This window comes from Exiguobacterium sp. s194 (assembly GCF_018618275.1).
Classification (GTDB): domain Bacteria; phylum Bacillota; class Bacilli; order Exiguobacteriales; family Exiguobacteriaceae; genus Exiguobacterium; species Exiguobacterium chiriqhucha.
This window is the reverse complement of the sequence record NZ_JACSLT010000005.1, coordinates 146,810-166,972: the sequence shown is the minus strand read 5'-3', so window position 1 is coordinate 166,972 and position 20,163 is coordinate 146,810. Positions and strand designations below refer to the sequence as shown.

The following is a 20,163-nucleotide window of genomic DNA, read 5'->3' as shown; positions in this document are numbered from 1 at the left end:
AGCCCTGCCGAAGCAGAGCTCTTTTTGTTATGCCTTCTTGAGTCGGGCCGCCAAGCGGTTGCCGAACGATTGAATCGATTGGACGAGCAAGATCAAGACGAAGATGGTCACATACATGACCTCCGGCTCGAATCGGAGATGCCCGTACTGATAGGCGATATCACCGAGTCCACCTGCCCCGACGAGTCCGGCCATCGCGGTCGCCCCAATCAAACCGATCGTCGCGATCGTCAAACCGAGCACGATTGAGGAGCGGGCCTCCCGAATCAACACGTACCAGATGATTTTCCGGGTCGAGATGCCCATCGCCTCATACGCCTCGACGACGCCGCGGTCGACCTCGAGCAGTGCCGACTCCATGAGCCGTGCGATATATGGCGCCGTGAACACGATGAGCGGCAATAGCACACCTTGGACGCCGATCGTCGTTCCCATGATGAAGCGGGTGAACGGGAGGATGAAGAACAAGAGAATGATGAATGGGATCGAACGGACGACGTTGATGACGCTCGACAAGATCCCGTAGAAATAACGGTTGGCGAGCCGGCCGTTCGGTCGCGTCAAGACGAGGAGCGTCCCGAGCGGCAGTCCGATCAACGTCGAGATGACGAGCGCGATGCCGGTCATCGTGAGCGTCTGGATCGTCCCCGTCCAAATCAAGTCACCCCAATTTTCCCAAAACTGAAGCATGGTTCGTCACCTCCTTCACTTTCACACCGCTCGCCTCTAAGAAACGGACGGCTTGGTCGGTCTGGCCCTCATCGCCGTCCAAATGGACGAGCAGATTGCCGACGAGACCGCCTTTCAACTTTTTGATACCGCCCCCGATGATGTTCGGCAGCAAACCGAACCGTTTCGTCAACTGGGCGAGCACGGCCTGTTCACTTTGATGGCCGATGAACGACAAGTTGACGAGCGTCCCGTGCGTGCTCAATTCGTCGACGACCTCTTTCGGGACATCGAGGTTCGTTTTCAAGAACTTGCGCGTCGTCGCATGCTGTGGGTCCGAGAACACCTCGAGCACGTCGCCTTCTTCGATGATCCGGCCGGCCTCGATGACGGCGACCCGGTCGCAGATGCGCTCGATGACTTCCATCTCGTGGGTGATCAAGAAAATCGTCAGCCCGAGCTCGCGGTTGATGTCGAGCAACAGGTCGAGAATCGACTCGGTCGTCTCTGGGTCGAGCGCGCTCGTCGCCTCGTCGCTGAGCAGGATGTCCGGCTCGTGCGCGAGGGCACGGGCGATGGCGACACGTTGCTTCTGTCCACCCGACAGTTGCTCCGGATAATGGCTCCGATGGTCGGTCAATCCGACAATATCGAGATATTTGTCGACGCGTTCACGGATTGTGCGCTTATCGAGCCCTTCGAGACGGAGCGGGATGGCGACGTTCTCTTCGACGGTCGCCGTCTTGAGCAGGTTGTAATGTTGGAAGATCATCCCGATGCGATGGCGCAACTTCGAGAGCCCGCGCTTGTCGAGCTTCGTGATGTCCTGTCCCTCGATCTCGACTTGACCCGACGTCGGGCGTTCGAGCAGATTGATCATGCGGATGAGCGTGCTCTTGCCGGCACCGCTTCGGCCGATGATGCCGAAAATCTCGCCTTTCTCGATTGTGAGCGAGACGTCGTCGAGTGCGGTGACGGCACCTTTGTTCACGGTGAACGTCTTGGTGATGTTTCGAAGTGCGATCATAGGCCCTCCTTAAAACGCCGGGACGATTGAGCCGTCGAACGTCTCTTCGATGAACGTCCGGACCTCGTCCGAATGGTAGTACGATTTGAGCGTCTCGACGACTTCATCATCCTTGTTGTCGGTGCGGACGACGACGTAGTTCGGATACGGGTTGTCGACCGTGTCCTCGTGGAACAACGCGTCCTCGTTGATGGACAGGCCGGCACCCATCGCAAAGTTCGTGTTGATGGCCGCGAGAGCGACTTCCGGGAGCTGGGTCGGGAGCTGTGACGCCTCGAGCTCGATGAATTCAAGGTTGAGCGGGTTCTCGGCGATGTCGCGTTTCGTCGCCTTGTCCGTCAAACCTTCTTTTAGCGTGATGAGACCCGCTGTCTCATAGAGACGGAGCGCCCGCAATTCGTTCGCCGGGTCGTTAGGGACGGCGACCTTGTCCCCTTCTTTCAAATCTTCGATGTCGGTCAACTTCTCTGAGTAGAGACCCATCGGGAAAGCGACGGTCTTGAACACGTCGTCGATTTTATAGCCTTTATCGGACTTTTGCAGTTCTAGGAATGAGAGCGTCTGATAACTGTTCACGTCGAGGCTACCCTCGGCGAGCGCCGTGTTCGGCGTATTATAGTCGTTGAACACTTTGATATCGAGTTCGAGGCCGTCTTCGGCCGCGAGTTCTTTCACTTTCTCGGCGATCTGTTGGTGCGGCCCGCCCGTGACGCCAATCGTGAGCGACTCCGTGCTGAGCGCTTCGCTCGCGTCCGATTGTCCGCATGCTGAGAGCGCGATGGCGGCGAGTAGTGATGTTCCTGCAAGTACTGTTTTCTGTTTGATGTTCATTTGTTTTCCTCCTCCAAAATGAAAGCCCGCTACTCATTCAGAGTGGCGGGCACGACAAGTCAAAGTCGGACACGCTCATCTCCCAGACGATTTCGTCTGTTGGAATTAGCACCATGATCATTACGATCTGGTTGCCGGGTTTCACAGGGCCAGTCCCTCCACCACTCTTGATAAGCAATCGGTCTATTAAGTTGTTATCATCTTACTTTTAATTCTTTTAATTGTAAATAGATAATTGTAAATTTTCAAAAACTATTTTCAAAAAGTCTTTATCGAGCGGTTCCGGCAACTGTTGCAGCTCGGTCTCCGTCATGACGGAGTCGACCAGTACCGGGATGTCGCTCGACTCGACCCCGAGCGTCTCGAGCGTCGTCGGGGCACCGAACCGTTTCAACCAAGCCTCCAAATAAGGGGCATCGGCCGAGCGCCGCAACCGCTCTTGGACGATCAGGCCGAAGCCGACCTTGTCTCCGTGCAAGAATGAGTGGGTCGACTCGAAGCGGCTGAGCGCATTATGGACCGCATGGCCCACGGCGACGCGTGTCCCGGCGTCACCAAATCCACCGACGGCGCCGCCGATGGCGAGCACGTGATCGACCGCGAAGCGGACGTCGTCACTATACGACTCAAAAGCGTGCTCGCTCAATTCAAGTTCGACGAGACGCCCGCACTGCTCGGCCAAGACGAGTCCGGTGTTGACGCCGGCGTCAGCTGAGCTGTCACCACTCAAATAACGGGCCTCGTAAAACTTCGCGACCGTGTCGATGACACCTGCCCGAAAGTATTCATATGGTGAGCGCGAGATGACCCGTGAGTCAACGATGACCCGTTCGATGACGACGCGGAACATGTCGTAGCGGTCGTAGCTCCCGTCCTCCTGATAGACGACGCTGAGCGGTGTGAACGCCGCACAGTTCGAGGCGAGCGTTGGGACGACGATGAGCGGGACGTTCCGTTGATAGGCGACGAGTTTGGCCGTATCGACGAGCTTGCCGCCTCCGACGGCGATTAACACGTCGGCGTCAAACGGTTTGAGCCGTTCGACTTCCGAGTCCGTGCACTCCCCGCTGAACCTTGTTGCCGGATAGTCCGCGATGGCCGGAAAGATGGCTCGGACGACGTCATACCCGTTCTGACCGTGCAGGACGTGGGCACGGCGGCCGTCGACTAAGTCATCAAGACGGTCGAGCGCGTCATCGGCGTGGTCATATTCAAGGACGGCCTGACGAATCATGCCCGCACCTCCTCATAGGCGGCAAACAACCGCTCGATTCGTTCGACGGCCTCGTCAATCTTCGGTTCCGGTGAGACGAGACCGAAGCGGACGTATCCGTTCCCTTCCGAACCGAAGAAATAGCCCGGGGTGACGGCGACACCAGCTTCATGCAGCAGTTTCCGCGAGAACGACTTGGCATCACCCTCAGGCACTTTCGCCCAGACGAAGAACGAGCCTTCCGGCGGTTCGACGGCCCAGCCGGCTCGGTTCAACCCGTCGATCAGGCGATCACGCCGTGCCTCGTACAGTCGTGCCAAGTCATCGCGAATGGTACGGGGCGCCTCGAGCGCAGCGACAGCCGCCGCCTGGATGGCCGAGAACACGCTGACGTGGACGTGGTCCTGATACGTGTTGATCGCCTCGATGATGTCCGCGTTCCCGACAGCAAAGGCGACGCGCCAACCGGACATGTTGAACGCTTTCGACATCGTATATACCTCGATGCCGACTTCTTTCGCCCCTTCCGCCTGCAGAAAGCTAGGCGGGACATGGCCATCGAATCCGATGCTGCCGTATGCGAAATCGTGGACGACCATCAAGTCCCGCTCCCGGGCGAAACGGACGGTATCGTCAAAGAAAGCGGGTGAGGCGACGGCTCCGGTCGGATTGCTCGGGTAGTTCAAATACATGAGTCTTGCCTCTTGCGTATCGAGCGTCTCATAGTCCGGCAAGAAGCCGTTCTCTTCCCGGAGGACGAGGTCACGGACGACGGCACCGGCGAGGCGTGCCCCCGAGATGTAATCAGGATAGCCGGGATTCGGTAGCAAAATCCCGTCGCCAGGTTCGAGTACGCATTGCGGCAACGTGATGAGACCAGATTTTGAGCCGATGAGAATCGCTACTTCTGTCTCGGGATCAAGTTCGACTCCATACTCATTCAAATAGAACGTCGCCACTGCTTGCTTCAGGCGGGCCTGACCGCGGAACGGACCGTATTGATGGGTCGAGGCGTCGAGGAGCGCCGTCTGAAGCGCGTCACAGATCGGCTCAGGCGTCGGCAGGTCAGGCGTCCCTTGTCCGAGTCGGATGATGTCGCGGCCGGCTTGTTCGAGTTCGGCCACCTCGTTCGCGAGTCCGACGAAATGTTGAGGTGGTAACGTTTTAAGTAGATGTGAGCGTCTGTCAGTCATGAATAGTCCTCCTATGCAAAAAACACCCCTTTCCGCGGAAAGGGGTGTCGAGATACGGACGTATTCAAACAACCACCTTTCCATCTCTCAAGGTCACCTTGCTGGAATTAGCACAGTATTGAATCAATCTGTTGCTGAAGCTTCATCGGGCCAGTCCCTCCGCTTCTCTTGATAGAAAGTGTTTTATATGCGATTTGTCTTTTTGTAATATGTCACTTAGTTAACCAAACGTTACCAATCTTGTCAATCCTTTTTTGAAAATGAGCATGTCCTCTTGAATCCCGATAAAAAAACGTTCATAGTGAAAGTGAACGTTATTCTACAAAATTTAAAACATGAGGGGATGGACCTTTGGAATTAAACCGTCAATTGATTTGGAAGTTGAGCGTGATCGGCCTGATCCTGCTCGTGCTCTGGAAAGTCATCAGCGAACCGGATACGATTTCGCAGATGATGCATTATACGTTCCAGTTGCTGACGCCGATTATTATGGGAATCGCCATCGCGCTGCTCCTGAATACCGTCCTGTCCTATATAGAAGAACGGTTTCAACTAAAACGATATCAAGGCTTGCTGATCGTCTATATCATCTTTATCGGGATTCTCGTCATCTCTGCGGTGACGCTGTTCCCACGCATTTATTCGAGCCTCGCCTCGCTCATTGAGGAACTCCCGTCCTATATCCGGCAAATCGACGGGTACCTGTCACAGTTGAACACGTATTTGAAAGAGTATAACGCGACAGTCGCCCAGGCCATCGATTTCAGCCGGTTCGAGGAGCGCTACTCGGGCTGGGTCGAGACGGCCGTCTTGTCGTCGGTCAGCTACGTGTCGAGCTTCACGATGACGCTCATCAACTTCTTGATTGGGATCGTCATCTCGATTTATCTTTTAAAAGACAAAGAGATTTTTGCCCGCATGTTCAAGCGGCTGTTGTATGCGATGTTACCGGTCGCGTCAGCCAAGACGACGATCGACATCTTCCAAGAGATGGATTACATCTTTAAACGCTATATCATCGGGAAGTCGCTCGACTGCCTCATCATCGGGGTGCTGGCCGTCGCCGGTCTGTTGATTATCGGGGCGCCATACGCGCTTCTCCTCGGCGTCATCGTCGGTGTCTTGAACTTCATCCCGTACGTCGGGCCGCTGCTCGGGATGATCCCGGCGTTCATCATCACCTACTTCTATGACCCGTTCACGGCGCTCATCGTCCTCTTGTTCATCTTCTTGTTGCAACAATTTGACGGACTCTGGCTCGGGCCGAAGATTCTCGGCGACAGCGTCGGCATCACGCCGTTCTGGGTCATCACGTCGATCATCATCGGCGGCAGCCTGTTCGGCCTCGTCGGGATGTTCATCAGCGTGCCGGTCACGGCGATGATTCAAGTTGTGTTCTCGCGCTTGATCGACTACCGGCTCAGTCGCAAGAACTTGAATGAATTGTTATGACACATTGACGATTTAGGTTGACACATTTCACAGAAATATCATAATCTTGAAGAGAAGACAGTCCAATGCAGAAAGGAGAGGTACCGATGTCAGTCATTCAACGCTCGCACGTCCAAGTCCATATTGACCGGCAGGCGCCTCTCCGTGATTTGAATCCGTGACGTTCGCCTGCCTTCCGAGGCATGTCTAAGATCGTAGGGACGCGTATGCCTTTGTGCATGCTGCGTCCCTTTTTACATTCCAATAATTAAAGCAGGTGAACCTAATGATTCAATCACTCAAACGACTCGACCGCAATATTTGGATCCGCTTCCTCGGGGAGACGATCACCGGCGTCATGATGTTCATGATCGCGCCGTTCCTTGTCCTCTATTACAGCGACAAGCTCGACAGTTATATCCAGGTCGGTGTCATCATGGCGACCGGTCCGATCATGGCCCTCATCGGTTCGGTCGTCGGCGGACGGCTCGCAGATTTGTATGGCCGCAAACCAATCATGATGATCGCCATCCTCGGCGACGCGCTCGCGCTCGTAGGTTTCGCGTTCGCCGAGACGTTTTGGCCGCTCCTCCTTTTGAACGCCATGCTCGGTTTGACGAACTCGTTGTTCCATCCGGCCGCGAGCGCGATGGTGGCGGACGTGACCGAGCCCGAACAGATGAACGAGGCGTTCGGCCTGTTGCGGATGGGCCATAACATCGGGGCGGCGCTCGGCCCGCTCCTCGGCAGCGCCGTCCTGTTCATCGACCGGCAGTATATCTTCTTCTCGGCGTCATTCGTCTTTATCCTTTATGCGCTCGTCCTCGGCCGCTTCATCCGGGAGTCGCTCCCGGAGACGACCGAGGCCGATACACCGTCTAACCGGGACGTCCTACGGGTGTTCTATAACGATAAGGTGTTCCTCGTCTTCATCTTCGCCGGTGTGTTCATCTCGATGGGCTTCTCGCTCATCGAGAGCATGTTGCCGCTGTTCTTGCGCGAGTCGATGCCGTCGTTCACCGACCGTGAGAACCCGTTCGCCTATATGCTCGCCTTGAACGGCATCATGGTCGTGTTGTTCCAGTTCCCGATTGCCTCGAAACTCGGGCGCAAGCCGTTCGGCAACGTCATGCTCGCCGGGGCGACCATCTTCGGGGTCGGCATGATCCTGATCGCGGTCATGCCACGTCTCCTCTACTCCCTCGGGACACCGTACCTCGTCCTCGTGAGCGTCTTGCTCGCGGTATACGCGTTCTATACGCTCGGTGAGATGATCATGTCCCCGGTCCAACAGACGTTCATCGCCTTGATTGCTCCGGAGAATATGCGTGGGGCCTATAACGGGGCCGCCAGTATCCAGTGGTTGATCGGCGGGGTGACGGCTCCAATCATGGCGAGCCTTTTCTTCGATCAGCGGGCCGGACATATCGCCTTAATCCTCGTCGGGGCGGCCAGTTGTGTGTCAGGCCTCATCTACTGGCAGCTCGGACGTCGCGTCAGTGCGGCCGAAGCGAAACAAAAGACGGCTTGACCTATATAAATCACACTGAACCTAGTCGTTTAGTGTGATTTTTTAATTCGTTGCAAATTCGTTAAATTTTGAATATTTGCTTCTATTATCCTTTACAAACATAATGATTCTTTTTATGATAATACGGTTAAGGAGGGATCTTTCATGGAAAGGATCGATAAACAGAAAATTGTGGACAGCGTGCCACAAAAAGGGTTTTTCGGACAACCTAAGGGTTTGTTCACGCTATTCTTCACTGAGTTTTGGGAACGGTTCTCGTATTATGGGATGCGTGCGATCCTCGTCTTCTACATGTATTACGAGGTATCAGATGGCGGTCTCGGTCTCGACCAGAACGTCGCCTTGTCCATCATGTCGGTGTATGGCGCACTCGTCTACATGTCGGGGGTCATCGGGGGATGGCTCGCTGACCGTGTGTTCGGGACGTCCCGGGCCGTCTTCTTCGGCGGTGTGTTCATCATGCTCGGTCATATCGTACTGTCGATTCCGGGTAGCCTGACGTTCTTGTTCATCTCAATGGCGTTGATCGTCATCGGGACCGGTCTCTTGAAACCGAACGTCTCGAGTATCGTCGGTGATTTATACAATGAGACGGACCGTCGTCGTGACGCCGGGTTCAGTATCTTCTATATGGGGATCAACCTCGGTGCCTTCATCTCGCCTTTGATCGTCGGAGGGGTTCAAAAGAGTTATGGCTTCCATTGGGGCTTCGCGCTCGCCGCGGTCGGGATGTTCATCGGTCTCGTCGTCTTCATGGTCACGAAGAAAAAGAACCTTGGTCTCGCCGGTTCATACGTACCGAACCCGTTGACACCGTCTGAAAAGAAAAACGCAATCAAGTATACGACGATTGCAGTCGTCCTCATCGGTGGTCTGTTGGCCGTGTTGATTCCACAAGGGTTGTTCACGATTAACACGTTCATCGGTCTCGTCGGTGTGTTCGGGATCGCGATTCCGACGATTTATTTCATCGTCATGTATCGTAGCCCGAAAACGACGGAAGTCGAGCGGTCACGGATTATCGCCTATATCCCGCTGTTCATCGCCTCGGTCATGTTCTGGGCGATTCAAGAGCAAGGCGCAACGATTTTGGCCAGTTATGCGGATAAGCGGACCGACCTTGAATTTTTAGGGTTCACGCTGTCACCGGCCTGGTTCCAGTCGCTCAACCCGTTGTTCATCATCATGCTCGCTCCGGTGTTCGCATGGCTTTGGGTCCGACTCGGTGACCGTGAGCCGAGCATCCCGACGAAGTTCGCCTTCGGGATTTTGTTCGCAGGGTTAAGTTTCTTGGTGATCTTGCTCCCGGCCTACTTCGGTGGCCCGGACACGCTCGTCAATCCGCTCTGGCTCGTCCTCAGTTACTTCATCGTCGTGCTTGGTGAGCTCAGCCTGTCGCCGGTCGGTCTGTCGGCGACGACGAAACTCGCCCCGGCTGCCTTCTCGGCCCAAACGATGTCACTCTGGTTCTTGTCGAACGCGGCGGCACAAGGGATTAACGCCCAGCTCGTTCGTTTCTATTCACCAGAGAACGAGATGCTCTACTTCGGGATTATCGGTGGAGCAGCGATTGTACTCAGTATGATTTTGTTCGCTCTCGCCCCGGTCATCAAAAAGTATATGCGCGGGATTCATTAAGCGTAAAAGCCCATTCCTCGGCCGAGGAATGGGCTTTTGTATACGTTGCTTATTTACGGACTTGGATGAGCGACAAGTAGCGGTCGATCAAGTCATGGTTGAAGTAATCATGGAACCGGTCCGACTTGAGCGATTGAATCGACTCATGGAACGTCGCCGGGAGTGACGAGATGCCTTGGCTTTCAATCTGCTTCGCCGAGTACTCGAACAAGTCGTCCTCGTTCGGTGCCGACGGCTCGAGCTGTTGCTCGATGCCCTCGAGTCCGGCATAAATCAATGCCGCAAGCGCGAAGTACGGGTTCGCACTCGGGTCTGGGTTACGGACTTCGACGCGCGTCGCGCTTCCACGTGACGCCGGAATCCGAATCATCGAACTGCGGTTCGATGGGCTCCAACAGATGTTGACCGGTGCCTCGAAACCTGGCACGAGACGTTCATACGACTCTGGGAGCGGGTTCGTGAAGATAGCCGTTGCGCGGGCATGCTTCAGAATCCCTTCGATGAAGTGACGGGCCGTGAGCGATAGACCGTAGTCTGACTCCGGCTCTTCGAATGCGTTCACCGTCGGGTTGCCGTCCTTGTCGTTCTTCCATACCGAGATGTTGAGGTGCATCCCCGAACCATTCACGTCACGGAGCGGTTTCGGCAAGAATGACACTTTTGCACCTTTCTCTTGGGCTGCCAATTGAACGATTTCTTTGAAGAACTGGATGTTGTCGGCCGTGTGGAGCGCGTCATCATATTTGATGCCGATTTCGTGCTGGGCCGGTGCGACTTCGTGGTGGACCGCCTCGATGTTGAAACCGACTTCGCTCAAGCGGTTGGCGATATGTTGGCGGACCTCATACCCTTTGTCTTCCGAACGTGTCGAGAAGTAACCCGCCTCATCGTAAAATTCACCATTCTCGTCGAAGATGAAGAATTCCGGCTCAGCGCCGACGAAAATCGAGTAGCCGTCACGTGCAGCCCGCTCGAGGGCATCCTTCAAGACGTTGCGCGGGTCGAACTCGTAACGTTCGCCGTCCGGTGTGCAGACGTCACAGAAAAAGGCGAGAATGCTCTCGTCCCCATCCTGCTCGTAGCGTGGACGATCTAAATCCGGTCTCAAGAATAGGTCTGAGTTTTTGATGGAAGAAAAACCGGCGATGGATGAACCGTCAAACATCGTCTTCCCTTCAAAGACTTCCGGCAACAATTTTGCAGAGAGAGTCAGTAGCTTCAAGTCTCCAAGCACGTCGGAGAAGTACATGTGGATTTGTGTGATCCCTTTCTCCTGAACCGTTTTTTCAATCTCTTCTTGCTTCTTCCTGTTGCCATCCTTGTCTGTTCCGAATAGATTAGCCATGATTCTAAAAAACCTCACTTAAGTTATTTGACATATCAACACTGTCATGACGTACCTTGCGTACGCTTCTCCTTAAGTCATAACCGACTTTAAAAATTATTAAACCCCTAATTTTATTCTTTAGGTTGAAAGTGGCTCATTCCGTTGCCACTTGTTATGATGGGGAGAGACTGAAAAGAGAGGAAGAACGCTGTGAATATTTTTATGACCGGTGCGACCGGATTTTTGGGAGGACGGCTCGCCCGCGAGCTGATTCATCGTGGGCATACGCTGTGCGTCCTCGCCCGTACACCTGAGAAAGTGGAGGCGATGTTCTCACGGGACGAACGTCGCTCCATCACTGTCCTGGCCGGGGATTTGACGGCCCCGTTCCTCGGAGCAGACGAGCGGTTCATCACCGATCATGACCTTTCATTCGACTTGGTGCTCCACATGGCGGCCCTCGTCAAATTCGATGAGGAGCTCCGTGAGGAACTGTTCGAGACGAATTTGACCGGGACGAGACAAGCGCTCGCGCTCGCAAAGGCGCTGCATTGCCCTCGCTTCTTCCACGTCAGCACGGCGTACACGCTCGGAGCACGCGAGGTCGGCGATGAGACGTTGTATGCGACCGACCAGACGTTCCATAATCCGTACGAGGAGAGCAAGGCGCACGCCGAACAGGCCGTCTGGGCGGAACGGGACCACCTCGACGTCTCGATTTTCCGTCCCGCCATCATCGTCGGTGACTCGAAGACCGGTGAGGCCGACTCGAAGTTCACGATGTACGGCTATATGCGCGCTCTCGAGGTGTTCAAGCGCCGCCTCGAGCGCCGTGGGGCACCGGATGGACCGATCCGTCTCCTCGGCTCTGAGACCGGCACGTCGAACCTCGTCCCGGTCGATTATGTGGCTGATGTACTCCTCGCTGCCATCGAACACGCTAAACCGGACACGATTTATAACGTGACGAACGATGCCCCGCCGCGCAACGTGACCATGCTCGACTATATGAAGCAAGCGCTTGCGTTCCCGCACTTGAAGATCACGGAGACGGCGACGTCTTCGCTCAGCCAAGCCGAGCAGACGTTCAACGAGATGGTGAAGGTGTTCAATCCTTACTTGAATCGCGATATCGCGTTCGACGACGCCAATACGAAACGTCTGTTGCAGGACGCTGGGTTCAAACCGCTCGATTTGAACGAGCGGTCGCTGCGCCGGATCGTGAACGCCTATTACGAGACGAAATGACGAAAAGAGCCGAAACTGACGAGGGTCAGTTCCGGCTCTTTTTATGACTTGTCGCAGACGAGGACGATTTTCCCGGCCTGAATCTCTCCTTCAAGCGATTCGACCATCTCTTTCGTCAGACCGAGGCTCTCGAGCTGCTCGATCCGGTCATCCGAATTTTTTGTAAACTTCGACATGAGCGACTCCCACAGCCCTTTTTCAGTGATGCGGTATGGTTGCACACCCGCTTCTGCAGCGAGCCGCACCGTCAATTCTTCATCTCTCGCAAATAAGTAAATGTGCTCGTTGACACATCCCCCTGACACCATCCCGTTCACTTCATGGTCGACCGAGGTCATGTCTCGCACGATTCTTGTTTCTAACATATTCATCCTCCTAAACGTCCGCTGATCTATAATCGAATAATATACTATTCCCGAAAAATGAGTCACAAAACCCATTTCGTCCAGCGATTTGAAAAAGAGGGGTTCAAGAAAACGTGGCAGTCCAGTCCTCGATTCCGAAATGGTCGACGATGCCTTGGATGCGAGTCCGTTCGTCCGATTCAGACGACACATCTTCGCGACTGACCCGAACGATATTGATGCCGGTCTGCCAGTCGATCTTTCCAGACCGATAGCCTGCTTGCTGCAACAACCCGGCAACGATCTCGAGCTTCTCGCGCTCGTTCGATTTCAACGTATGGCTCACTCTCACGCGTGACACTCCTTCCCGTTCCAAACCGTATTGTATCATAGGGACGGACAACAGATGCGACACCGATTTCTTTGATGCTATACTACATATAATGAGACAAGGAGTGATGTTGATGCCGAGACAGGATATGAACACGATCATGCTCGACTATATGAATGAGAAAGAAGATTACGAGGCGTTCGCAGCCAAGCTGAAGTTACTCCTCAGCGAGCTGTTGAACGACGCCGGCATCCAGTTCCACTCGATCGTCGCCCGGGCGAAGGAAGCCGAGAGCCTGTATGCCAAATTGTCCCGCAAACCGTATCAATACCGGTCGTTGCGCGACGTCCAGGATTTGGCGGGGATTCGGATCGTGACCTATTTCCACGACGATGTCCGTGCCGTGGCCCAAATCCTCGAGGATGAGTTCCGGATCGACCGCGAACAGTCGATCGATAAATCCACGTTGCTCGACCCGAATGAGTTCGGCTATTTGTCGGTCCATTACGTCGTCGGCTTGAGCGACACGCGGCTTGCCCTCGGGGAGTACCGTCGCTATGAAGACAAAGAAGCCGAGATTCAAGTCCGGTCCATCTTGCAGCACGCGTGGGCCGAGATCGAGCATGACCTCGGTTATAAGAACCCGAACGCCGTGCCACCGGAAATCAAGCGCAGCTTCAGCCGTGTCGCGGGGCTCCTCGAGATTGCCGACTCCGAGTTCGTCAATATCCGCAAACAGTTGCGGACGTTCGAACAAGAGACCGTCGAACGGATCGTCGAATCGCCCGATAAGGTGAGCATCACGCGAGATAATTTGAATTACTATATCGCCAATGACGTCACCGTCGAGAAGCTTGACAACGCCATCTTCCAGAGCGATTGGCTACTCGACACCGACTTGTCGACGATCATCGAACTGACGCGTATGTTCCATTACGCGGAGATTCGCACGTTCCAGGACTTGAGCGACACGCTCGACCTCTACTTCAATCGGGCTATTCAATGTGCGACGCTGTTGCCATCGTCTCTCCTGCCCCGTCAAGGAATGGGTGTCGTCTATGCCGTCCTCGCGAAATTGCTCGCAGAAGGGGATGACCAGCAAATCGAGTTCTTCTTCCGACGCTTCTATCCGGATTTGAAACATTACGACGAGGTCATCCAAGAACTTCGTACTCGCGAAGAGCCATCATAACTTTACAGACTTCATGTTTTTGTTGTAGAATGTTTTTATGTTCTGAAATATATGCAAATAATGATATTTTATGTAGGAGGTACTCTTGAGGATGACAACACCTGTACAAACAGCATCCCGCCGTCAGCTCGTCGCCGATGCTGAGCGAGGGATTCGCATGAACTATCGCGGAGTGAAAAAGAACCTCCGGTCGATGTTCTCACAATACTTGACGCGAAACGAATTTTTCATTCTCCGCTCGCTTTGTCAAAACAGTCCTCAAATCGCCTCGGCTCTATCGAACGAGTTCCAATTCTCGGCTTCGATGATTACCGCTCTCGCGGATGAACTCACGAAAAAAGGGTTGATCTCCCGTGAACGCAGCGAACGTGATCGTCGTGTCGTCGAATTGCAAGCGACTGAAGAAGGCCGTGCCTTGTTCGAGACACTGGAAGACATGAAAATCGAGTATTTGATGGACGTGTTCACCGATTTCTCAGATGACGAATTGATTCTTCTGTCAAGACTGCTTGACCGAATGGACGCATAAGAACGACTGGGCCGATTATCGCGGCCTGGTCGTTTTTTGTTTCGCCACGCTACAATAAAAAACCCGAGTGTGGTTGGACCACAACTCGGGTTCATTCTTGATTTAAGACTTGGCGATCGCCGTGACGACGATTCGGTCCCGGTATCCGTACTCTGGGTCATAAGGACCCGCACAAGTGATCAGCTGGAGCCGTTCCGCCTGGGTCGCCGCAAAGATCGAGGCGAGCGGGACGTCTTCGAGCCGATACCGTTCGACGGAAACGACTTCATACGCGATTGCCTTTTTGCCACGCTGGAGCGTCACCGATTCTCCGAGGCGTAAGTCGCCAAGGTTCGCGAAGATGGCCGGACCACTGAGGTCATCGAGATGACCAGATAGGACCACGTTTCCGGTCGCCCCTGCTTTCGCCCCGTACCGATACCAGCCGACCTCATCCGTCTCCGTCGGGGTATCCATCCGGTCGAGTCGGTCTTTCCCGACCGGTTGGATGACCGCGTTGACATCAATTGACGGAATCTTCAGTCGTTTTGGGATAAATGTGTCGGTACGGAATGACTGTCGATCAATCTCGGTCGCTGCTAGGACGAGCGGTTCGGCGAAGCCGACCGTCGTCAATTTCGCGTCCGCATCCGGTGCGTCTGCGCCCGGTGCAATCATAAGGAACGATAACGTTCCGATGAAGAGTAGTTTAAGCGCCTTGCTTCTGACGACGAAAGACGTAGAAGCCAGCTGCTGCTGCACCAAGAACCGCTGCTGCGAGCAACCAGTTCATCGATGCTGTCTGAGCGAGACCACCTTGACCTGTGTCAGGTGCTCCAGCCATTTCCCCACCGTCTGCTGCGAGAAGGACTTCAAACGCTGGTTCGCCTTCAAGGAGTCCGATGGCGAATGCCGTGTAGTTTTTACCGCCTTCGAGAGCGACACCGTCAAGTGCCTTCACGACGTCAGTCGCGCCGGCCGGACGGACTTCAAGGTCATACGTGCCAGCGTCGAGTGTACCGTAGTCACTTACTGCTTTGAACTCGAGGTTCGAGAAGAGTGGGTCGCCGCCTTTAGGAGCGACATCGACTGCCGGTGCGTCAGGTGCGAAGTGAGCGACGCGGACTTTCGATTTTCCATCTTCGAAGTTCGCATCGTCTTCCATTGCTGCGATCTCGATGTTTTCAAGTTGACCAATTGCTGCCGCTGTGTAGAATTTTCCTGCTTCGATTGAGAGGTCTGCCGCAACGACGACCGTCTCTGCATCACCAGCTGGCTTGATTTCCACGTTGTAATCTCCAGCCGGGAGAGTCAAGTAGTCTGTGAGCGCTTTGAACTCTGCGCCTTCGACCGCGACTTCACCGTTGACGTACACATCTACTGCAGGTGCGTCAGGTGAAGCGTGGAGTACACGTACCATCGCGTTCTCGTGTCCATCTGCACTGACCGGCACGATGAGTGCGAACGCCAAGGCGAGTGTACCAAGTAAAGACATCAATTTCTTCATGTGAAATTTCCTCCTTTTTCTGCTTGGGTTGACCGATTGACTGTATACAACAAGTTTGATGCGGTGCTGCAATGTGTGCTACATCTGATTGCTATGTAGCTGGTGACATCTTAAATTTAAGACAACGGAGCAACGGCGTAAAGGTGACGGTATGCTCTCAATATGCCGCTCAGCACATTTGAAAGAAACCGCTTTCTTTACATTAACCAGACTTCCCCTTCCCTATTGTTTAAAAACCCCGTAACGCGTAACGTTACGGGGTTGAATGTGCTTTTGCCCAGTCGATGTCATTTACGAACACCGCATCGACGCCGAGTTGACTGAACCGCTCTAGGTCGTGGACTGTTTTCACGGTATAGGGACGTACGGAGAGACCTTCGTCCTGAAGATGAAGAATCTCTTCATCGGTCATCGTCAGGACATTCGGATGAACGGCGGTCGCGCCGACTTTCTTGCAATATGCGACGAGGTCATAGAGCGGTTGTGCCAACAATACGGCACACTCAATTTCTGGCGCCAATTGGTTCAAACGCTGGAGCGTCGAATGGTTAAAAGAAGAGAACATGACTTGTCCAACTGGAAGACGCTGGTTTCGAATCGTGTCAATCAAGAGTTGTTCAATACCAGGATACCGCTCGATATCCGTCTTGACCTCGAGATTGAGGACCATCGATGTCCCTCGGCACAGATCGATCAGTTCGTCTAACGTCGGAATCTGTTCTTGGATAGCGAACGTGACACCGGCATTATAGCCTCGCAGCTCCGATAAAGTCATATCGGCGACACGTCCACGCCCATCTGTCGTCCGATTGATCGTCTCATCGTGGATAAGGACGAGCTTTCCGTCCTTTGTCATGTGCACGTCCGCCTCAATCCCATCGCTTTGTGCTTCGAGTGCGGCCCGGAACGCCGTCATCGTATTCTCCGGATGATGGGCCATCACCCCTCGGTGCGCGAAAAGTTTCATTCGTTTTCGCCTCAGTTCGTTTTGTATTTGTTCGTCAAATAGCGGATGAGCGGGCGGACCGAGATGTCCTCTCCGGTCACTTGCTTGATGAGTTCGTTCGGTGTCAGCGCTTTACCATGGCGGTGGACATTGTCCTCAAGCCATTGTTTGATTGGACCGAACGTGCCCGTGCTGACGAGCGACTCGAAGTCAGGATGCTCATTCTTGAGTGATTCCGTCAATTGAGCGGCGTAAATCAAACCGAGGGCGTAACTCGGGAAGTAGCCGAACGACCCGCCGGCCCAGTGAACGTCTTGTAGGACGCCTTTCGCATCACTCGGCACATCGACACCTAGATATTCCTTATAGAGCGCGTTCCATGCCGCTGGCAAATCCTCGACCGACAAATCGCCTTGGATGAGTTGCTTTTCAAGCTCATAGCGGATGATGATATGCAGGCAATACGTCAGTTCGTCCGCCTCAATCCGGATGAGCGACGGTTTCGCCTCGTTCACGCCGGCATAGAACGTATCAAAATCTATGTTCTGCAACTGTGGATGCTCGGATTGAAGGCGCGGATAGACGCTTTTCAAAAACGCCTCGCTTCGTCCGACAAAGTTTTCAAAGAAGAGGGACTGTGACTCATGGATGCCCATCGAGGCACCGCCCCCGAGACCGAGTTCGTCGAGTTCCGAGTCGATTTGCTGTTCGTACGTCGCGTGCCCGGCCTCGTGCATCGTACCGAACAAGGCGTTACGGAAATCGGTCTCATCATATTTCGTCGTGATGCGCACATCGCGACGGTTGATCGTGATCTCGAACGGATGCACCGTGGCATCGAGACGGCCGCGCGTCAAATCATAGTCGACGACACGCATCCAGTCCTCACACAGTCGTTGCTGAACGGCCTTGTCCATCGACCAGTCGAGCCCTTGGACCGGTTCAGGCAGCTGACGGATCAGCGGGACGAGCTCGTCGCGAAGCGTCCGGAACAATTCATCGAGCTGGTCGACGGTCATCCCTGGCTCATAATCGTAAAGGAGGGCGTCATACGGATGCGATTCGTAGCCGAAATAGTCGGCGAACTTCCGCTGAAATCCGATGATTTTCTCAAGATATGGAGCGAACATGTGCCAGTCATTCTGATCCTTCGCTTTCTCCCACGCCGTCTCAGCCTCAGAGACGAGCGTCACATACGCCTGATATTCTGAGGACGGAATTTTGGCATTCCGTTCATATTGGGTTTTGGCGACCGCGACCGAACGCAACTCGATCGGTGTCAAGTCCTCCGTCTCGGTCATCTCGGCCAACAGCGCCTTGAACGATTCGCTCGTCTGGCGTTTGAACGCCTCGGTCGACAGATAACCAATCGTCTCGGCCCGTAGCGGTGCCGACTGTTCCGGCATCTGGGTACGCATGTCCCAATACAGTAAAGAAATCGCCTCGTCGAAGGCACGCAATTGTTTGAAATGGTCACGCCACTGCTTTGTTAGTTCCATTCTGATTCCACCCCTATGACAGTTATATCGTTACTTCTTTACTTTAATATAGACGACCCGCGTTGCCTATTGTTTCGGCACATCGATTTTCCGATCATAGGCGAGCGGTTGTGTCGCCGGTCCTTCCAACACGTTTCCTTTCGTGTCGAACCGTGAACCGTGGCACGGACAATCCCATGAGCGTTCCGCATCGTTCCATTTGACGGTACATCCCATATGGGTGCATCGTGTCGAGACGAGATGGCATTCGTTGTCGAGGTCACGGTACGCGCCGACCTTCTTGCCGTCGACCTGGACGATCCCGCCTTCATCAAGTTGCAGGTCGTCGAGTGTACCCGGTCTTTCCAGTGACCCTTTGACGAATTGAACGGCCGTGTCGAGGTTCGTCTTTAAGAATTGCCCGACGTCGGCCGGTTTCAATTTCGAGCGTTGTGGGTCCAATAAGTCGTTGAACCGATTCGGGCGCCCGGTCAGTCGATCGGCCAGCAACAGTCCGCCGGCAATCCCGTTCGTCATCCCCCACTTGGCGAACCCGGTGGCGACGAACACGTCCGGCTCACGGCTGAACATTTGCCCGATGTACGGGAGGTGGTCCAACGTGATCAGATCCTGGGATGACCAGCGGAAACTTGCTTTCTTGGCCCCGAACGAATCATGGGCGAAACGGTCCAAGCGGTCATAGCGTGAGCGGGTCTCGGTGACGTGTCCACTCAAGTGCCCTTCGCCTCCGACGAGCATATACGTCTTTTCGCCCTCCTTGAACGTACGGAACGACCGGCTCGGTTGATCGACACTCAAATACATACCGTCCGGGACGCTCTGTTCCGTCTCACAAGCGACGATATAGGAACGCTCGACCTCAAACTTCGAGAAGTACAGCCCCCGGATGTCGTTGAACGGGTAATGGGTGGCGACCACGACCTGATTCGCCTGGACCCGTCGCCCTGTCGACGTCGTGACGATCGGGCGCGGTCCCGAACTGATTTCGCTCGCCCGTGTCTTCTCGTGGAGTCTCCCGCCAGCCGCGACGAAGCGGTTGGCGAGCTCGTGTAAGTATTTGACCGGATGCATCTGGGCCTGGTCGCGAATGACGATCGCTTGTTTGACCTCGAACGGGAGGACCGCCTTCACTTCCTCGGTCGCGTCTCCCCCGGGCAGCTCAAGTTGTGAATACGCCTCACGCTCGGCGACGAGTTGACTCGACCCATCGATTGAATATAAGTATGAATCTTTTGTCTCGAAATCGATGTCGAACCCGGCCTCGACCTGTTGCCGTAAATAGGCGAGTCCCTGTTCGTTGAACTCGTAATAGAGGCGCGCCGTCTCTTGATTGAACGTCCGAATCAATTTGGAATAGACGGTCCCATGCTGAACAGAACATTTCGCGGTCGTGTGGCCGGTCGTCCCCCGGCCGATCTCAGCCGCTTCGAGCAAGACGACTTGCTTGCCGCGCTGTTGCAACTCATATGCCGTGACGAGCCCGGCGATTCCTGCCCCGATGACGACGATATCACACGAAACAGAGCTCTCAAGTCGCGGATAAGGTGTTGCCGCATTGTGCTGACGCCAGAGTGAATTGGTGAACGGATGACGATGCATAAACGTACCTCCTCTAATAAGATAAGTGTCTGTTACTGTGTATACCCCTTCCGATTCATTTCATACGCCTCAATTATTGACCTGATTCTTGATTTTGAAGACGATTTCAGGAGGCCTCATCCATTATGG

General features: G+C 54.4%; 19 protein-coding genes and 2 riboswitches. Of the genes, 6 read left to right on the top strand and 13 right to left on the bottom strand.

The features are described from left to right. Window positions 1-27 precede the first annotated feature (27 nt). From KNP85_RS07890 to KNP85_RS07870, 5 genes are all read right to left on the bottom strand, one after another. Window positions 28-690, bottom strand: a complete 663-nt coding sequence (locus KNP85_RS07890; RefSeq protein ID WP_034777647.1) for a methionine ABC transporter permease — start codon at window positions 688-690, stop codon at window positions 28-30. Further along, window positions 662-1,696, bottom strand: a complete 1,035-nt coding sequence (locus KNP85_RS07885) for a methionine ABC transporter ATP-binding protein (protein WP_214802564.1) — start codon at window positions 1,694-1,696, stop codon at window positions 662-664. Before KNP85_RS07885 ends, KNP85_RS07890 begins: the two co-directional genes overlap by 29 nt. 9 nt (window positions 1,697-1,705) lie before the next feature. Continuing rightward, window positions 1,706-2,527 (bottom strand): MetQ/NlpA family ABC transporter substrate-binding protein, encoded by an 822-nt coding sequence (locus tag KNP85_RS07880; RefSeq protein ID WP_214802561.1) that lies wholly within the window; start codon window positions 2,525-2,527, stop codon window positions 1,706-1,708. A gap of 72 nt (window positions 2,528-2,599) precedes the next feature. Next, a riboswitch (SAM riboswitch) is annotated at window positions 2,600-2,704 on the bottom strand. Window positions 2,705-2,744: 40 nt separating this feature from the next. Then, on the bottom strand, window positions 2,745-3,761 hold the full coding sequence (locus KNP85_RS07875; protein WP_214802558.1) for an iron-containing alcohol dehydrogenase family protein: 1,017 nt from the start codon (window positions 3,759-3,761) through the stop codon (window positions 2,745-2,747). After that, a complete protein-coding gene (locus KNP85_RS07870) occupies window positions 3,758-4,933 on the bottom strand; it encodes an aminotransferase class I/II-fold pyridoxal phosphate-dependent enzyme (protein ID WP_214720023.1) in 1,176 nt (391 codons plus the stop codon). The genes KNP85_RS07875 and KNP85_RS07870 overlap by 4 nt, the downstream gene beginning before the upstream one ends. A 77-nt stretch (window positions 4,934-5,010) precedes the next feature. Continuing rightward, window positions 5,011-5,111, bottom strand: a riboswitch (SAM riboswitch). A 173-nt stretch (window positions 5,112-5,284) separates the two neighbouring features. Between KNP85_RS07870 and KNP85_RS07865 the strand changes: the two genes are divergently transcribed. The 3 genes from KNP85_RS07865 (at window position 5,285) to KNP85_RS07855 (ending at window position 9,533) form a co-directional block, all read left to right on the top strand. Continuing rightward, complete coding sequence (locus KNP85_RS07865) at window positions 5,285-6,385, top strand: AI-2E family transporter (RefSeq protein ID WP_214802554.1); 1,101 nt, start codon at window positions 5,285-5,287, stop codon at window positions 6,383-6,385. A 265-nt stretch (window positions 6,386-6,650) separates the two neighbouring features. Next, window positions 6,651-7,895, top strand: coding sequence for an MDR family MFS transporter (locus tag KNP85_RS07860; RefSeq protein ID WP_021067487.1), 1,245 nt, complete (start codon window positions 6,651-6,653; stop codon window positions 7,893-7,895). Window positions 7,896-8,039: 144 nt separating this feature from the next. Next, entirely contained in the window at window positions 8,040-9,533 is a 1,494-nt protein-coding gene (locus KNP85_RS07855; RefSeq protein ID WP_021067488.1) for a peptide MFS transporter, read from the top strand. Window positions 9,534-9,582: 49 nt separating this feature from the next. On the opposite strand, the gene KNP85_RS07850 is transcribed toward KNP85_RS07855, so the two are convergent. Next, the gene (locus tag KNP85_RS07850; protein ID WP_021067489.1) at window positions 9,583-10,878 is read right to left on the bottom strand and encodes a glutamine synthetase family protein; all 1,296 of its coding nucleotides are present in this window, start codon (window positions 10,876-10,878) and stop codon (window positions 9,583-9,585) included. Between the two features lie 192 nt (window positions 10,879-11,070). Between KNP85_RS07850 and KNP85_RS07845 the strand changes: the two genes are divergently transcribed. After that, complete coding sequence (locus KNP85_RS07845; RefSeq protein ID WP_029595428.1) at window positions 11,071-12,108, top strand: SDR family oxidoreductase; 1,038 nt, start codon at window positions 11,071-11,073, stop codon at window positions 12,106-12,108. A 41-nt stretch (window positions 12,109-12,149) separates the two neighbouring features. Here KNP85_RS07845 and KNP85_RS07840 read toward each other — a convergent pair whose 3' ends face one another. Together KNP85_RS07840 and KNP85_RS07835 are read right to left on the bottom strand one after the other, a co-directional pair. Then, the gene (locus KNP85_RS07840) at window positions 12,150-12,473 is read right to left on the bottom strand and encodes a YflT domain-containing protein (protein WP_021067491.1); all 324 of its coding nucleotides are present in this window, start codon (window positions 12,471-12,473) and stop codon (window positions 12,150-12,152) included. A 103-nt stretch (window positions 12,474-12,576) separates the two neighbouring features. After that, a complete protein-coding gene (locus KNP85_RS07835) occupies window positions 12,577-12,804 on the bottom strand; it encodes a hypothetical protein (RefSeq protein ID WP_214802552.1) in 228 nt (75 codons plus the stop codon). 112 nt (window positions 12,805-12,916) lie between these two features. Here KNP85_RS07835 and KNP85_RS07830 point away from each other — a divergent pair, with 112 nt between their 5' ends. Both KNP85_RS07830 and KNP85_RS07825 read left to right on the top strand, forming a co-directional pair. Beyond that, window positions 12,917-13,975, top strand: a complete 1,059-nt coding sequence (locus tag KNP85_RS07830; protein ID WP_021067493.1) for a GTP pyrophosphokinase — start codon at window positions 12,917-12,919, stop codon at window positions 13,973-13,975. Between the two features lie 91 nt (window positions 13,976-14,066). Beyond that, window positions 14,067-14,504 (top strand): MarR family winged helix-turn-helix transcriptional regulator, encoded by a 438-nt coding sequence (locus KNP85_RS07825; RefSeq protein ID WP_021067494.1) that lies wholly within the window; start codon window positions 14,067-14,069, stop codon window positions 14,502-14,504. A gap of 102 nt (window positions 14,505-14,606) precedes the next feature. Here KNP85_RS07825 and KNP85_RS07820 read toward each other — a convergent pair whose 3' ends face one another. The 5 genes from KNP85_RS07820 to KNP85_RS07800 form a co-directional block, all read right to left on the bottom strand. Next, window positions 14,607-15,245 carry a class F sortase gene (locus KNP85_RS07820; RefSeq protein WP_353048927.1) on the bottom strand — a complete coding sequence of 213 codons (639 nt, stop codon included), beginning with the start codon at window positions 15,243-15,245 and terminating at the stop codon, window positions 14,607-14,609. Continuing rightward, window positions 15,193-15,990, bottom strand: a complete 798-nt coding sequence (locus tag KNP85_RS07815) for a DUF4397 domain-containing protein (protein ID WP_214802549.1) — start codon at window positions 15,988-15,990, stop codon at window positions 15,193-15,195. The genes KNP85_RS07820 and KNP85_RS07815 overlap by 53 nt, the downstream gene beginning before the upstream one ends. A 253-nt stretch (window positions 15,991-16,243) precedes the next feature. Further along, window positions 16,244-16,957, bottom strand: coding sequence for a glycerophosphodiester phosphodiesterase (locus KNP85_RS07810; RefSeq protein ID WP_021067497.1), 714 nt, complete (start codon window positions 16,955-16,957; stop codon window positions 16,244-16,246). A gap of 11 nt (window positions 16,958-16,968) precedes the next feature. Next, window positions 16,969-18,435, bottom strand: coding sequence for a carboxypeptidase M32 (locus tag KNP85_RS07805; RefSeq protein WP_029595423.1), 1,467 nt, complete (start codon window positions 18,433-18,435; stop codon window positions 16,969-16,971). 66 nt (window positions 18,436-18,501) lie between these two features. Further along, complete coding sequence (locus KNP85_RS07800; protein ID WP_214802546.1) at window positions 18,502-20,034, bottom strand: FAD-dependent oxidoreductase; 1,533 nt, start codon at window positions 20,032-20,034, stop codon at window positions 18,502-18,504. Window positions 20,035-20,163: the final 129 nt, after the last annotated feature.

Bases quoted from the DNA above. Each gene is read 5' to 3' on its own strand.
- KNP85_RS07830 (WP_021067493.1), top strand. From the start codon at position 12,917: ATGCCGAGACAGGATATGAACACGATCATGCTCGACTATATGAATGAG.
- KNP85_RS07815 (WP_214802549.1), bottom strand. From the start codon at position 15,990: ATGAAGAAATTGATGTCTTTACTTGGTACACTCGCCTTGGCGTTCGCA.
- KNP85_RS07885 (WP_214802564.1), bottom strand. From the start codon at position 1,696: ATGATCGCACTTCGAAACATCACCAAGACGTTCACCGTGAACAAAGGT.
- KNP85_RS07890 (WP_034777647.1), bottom strand. From the start codon at position 690: ATGCTTCAGTTTTGGGAAAATTGGGGTGACTTGATTTGGACGGGGACG.
- KNP85_RS07840 (WP_021067491.1), bottom strand. From the start codon at position 12,473: ATGTTAGAAACAAGAATCGTGCGAGACATGACCTCGGTCGACCATGAA.
- KNP85_RS07880 (WP_214802561.1), bottom strand. From the start codon at position 2,527: ATGAACATCAAACAGAAAACAGTACTTGCAGGAACATCACTACTCGCC.
- KNP85_RS07875 (WP_214802558.1), bottom strand. From the start codon at position 3,761: ATGATTCGTCAGGCCGTCCTTGAATATGACCACGCCGATGACGCGCTC.
- KNP85_RS07860 (WP_021067487.1), top strand. From the start codon at position 6,651: ATGATTCAATCACTCAAACGACTCGACCGCAATATTTGGATCCGCTTC.
- KNP85_RS07855 (WP_021067488.1), top strand. From the start codon at position 8,040: ATGGAAAGGATCGATAAACAGAAAATTGTGGACAGCGTGCCACAAAAA.
- KNP85_RS07800 (WP_214802546.1), bottom strand. From the start codon at position 20,034: ATGCATCGTCATCCGTTCACCAATTCACTCTGGCGTCAGCACAATGCG.
- KNP85_RS07825 (WP_021067494.1), top strand. From the start codon at position 14,067: ATGACAACACCTGTACAAACAGCATCCCGCCGTCAGCTCGTCGCCGAT.
- KNP85_RS07805 (WP_029595423.1), bottom strand. From the start codon at position 18,435: ATGGAACTAACAAAGCAGTGGCGTGACCATTTCAAACAATTGCGTGCC.
- KNP85_RS07870 (WP_214720023.1), bottom strand. From the start codon at position 4,933: ATGACTGACAGACGCTCACATCTACTTAAAACGTTACCACCTCAACAT.
- KNP85_RS07810 (WP_021067497.1), bottom strand. From the start codon at position 16,957: ATGAAACTTTTCGCGCACCGAGGGGTGATGGCCCATCATCCGGAGAAT.
- KNP85_RS07850 (WP_021067489.1), bottom strand. From the start codon at position 10,878: ATGGCTAATCTATTCGGAACAGACAAGGATGGCAACAGGAAGAAGCAA.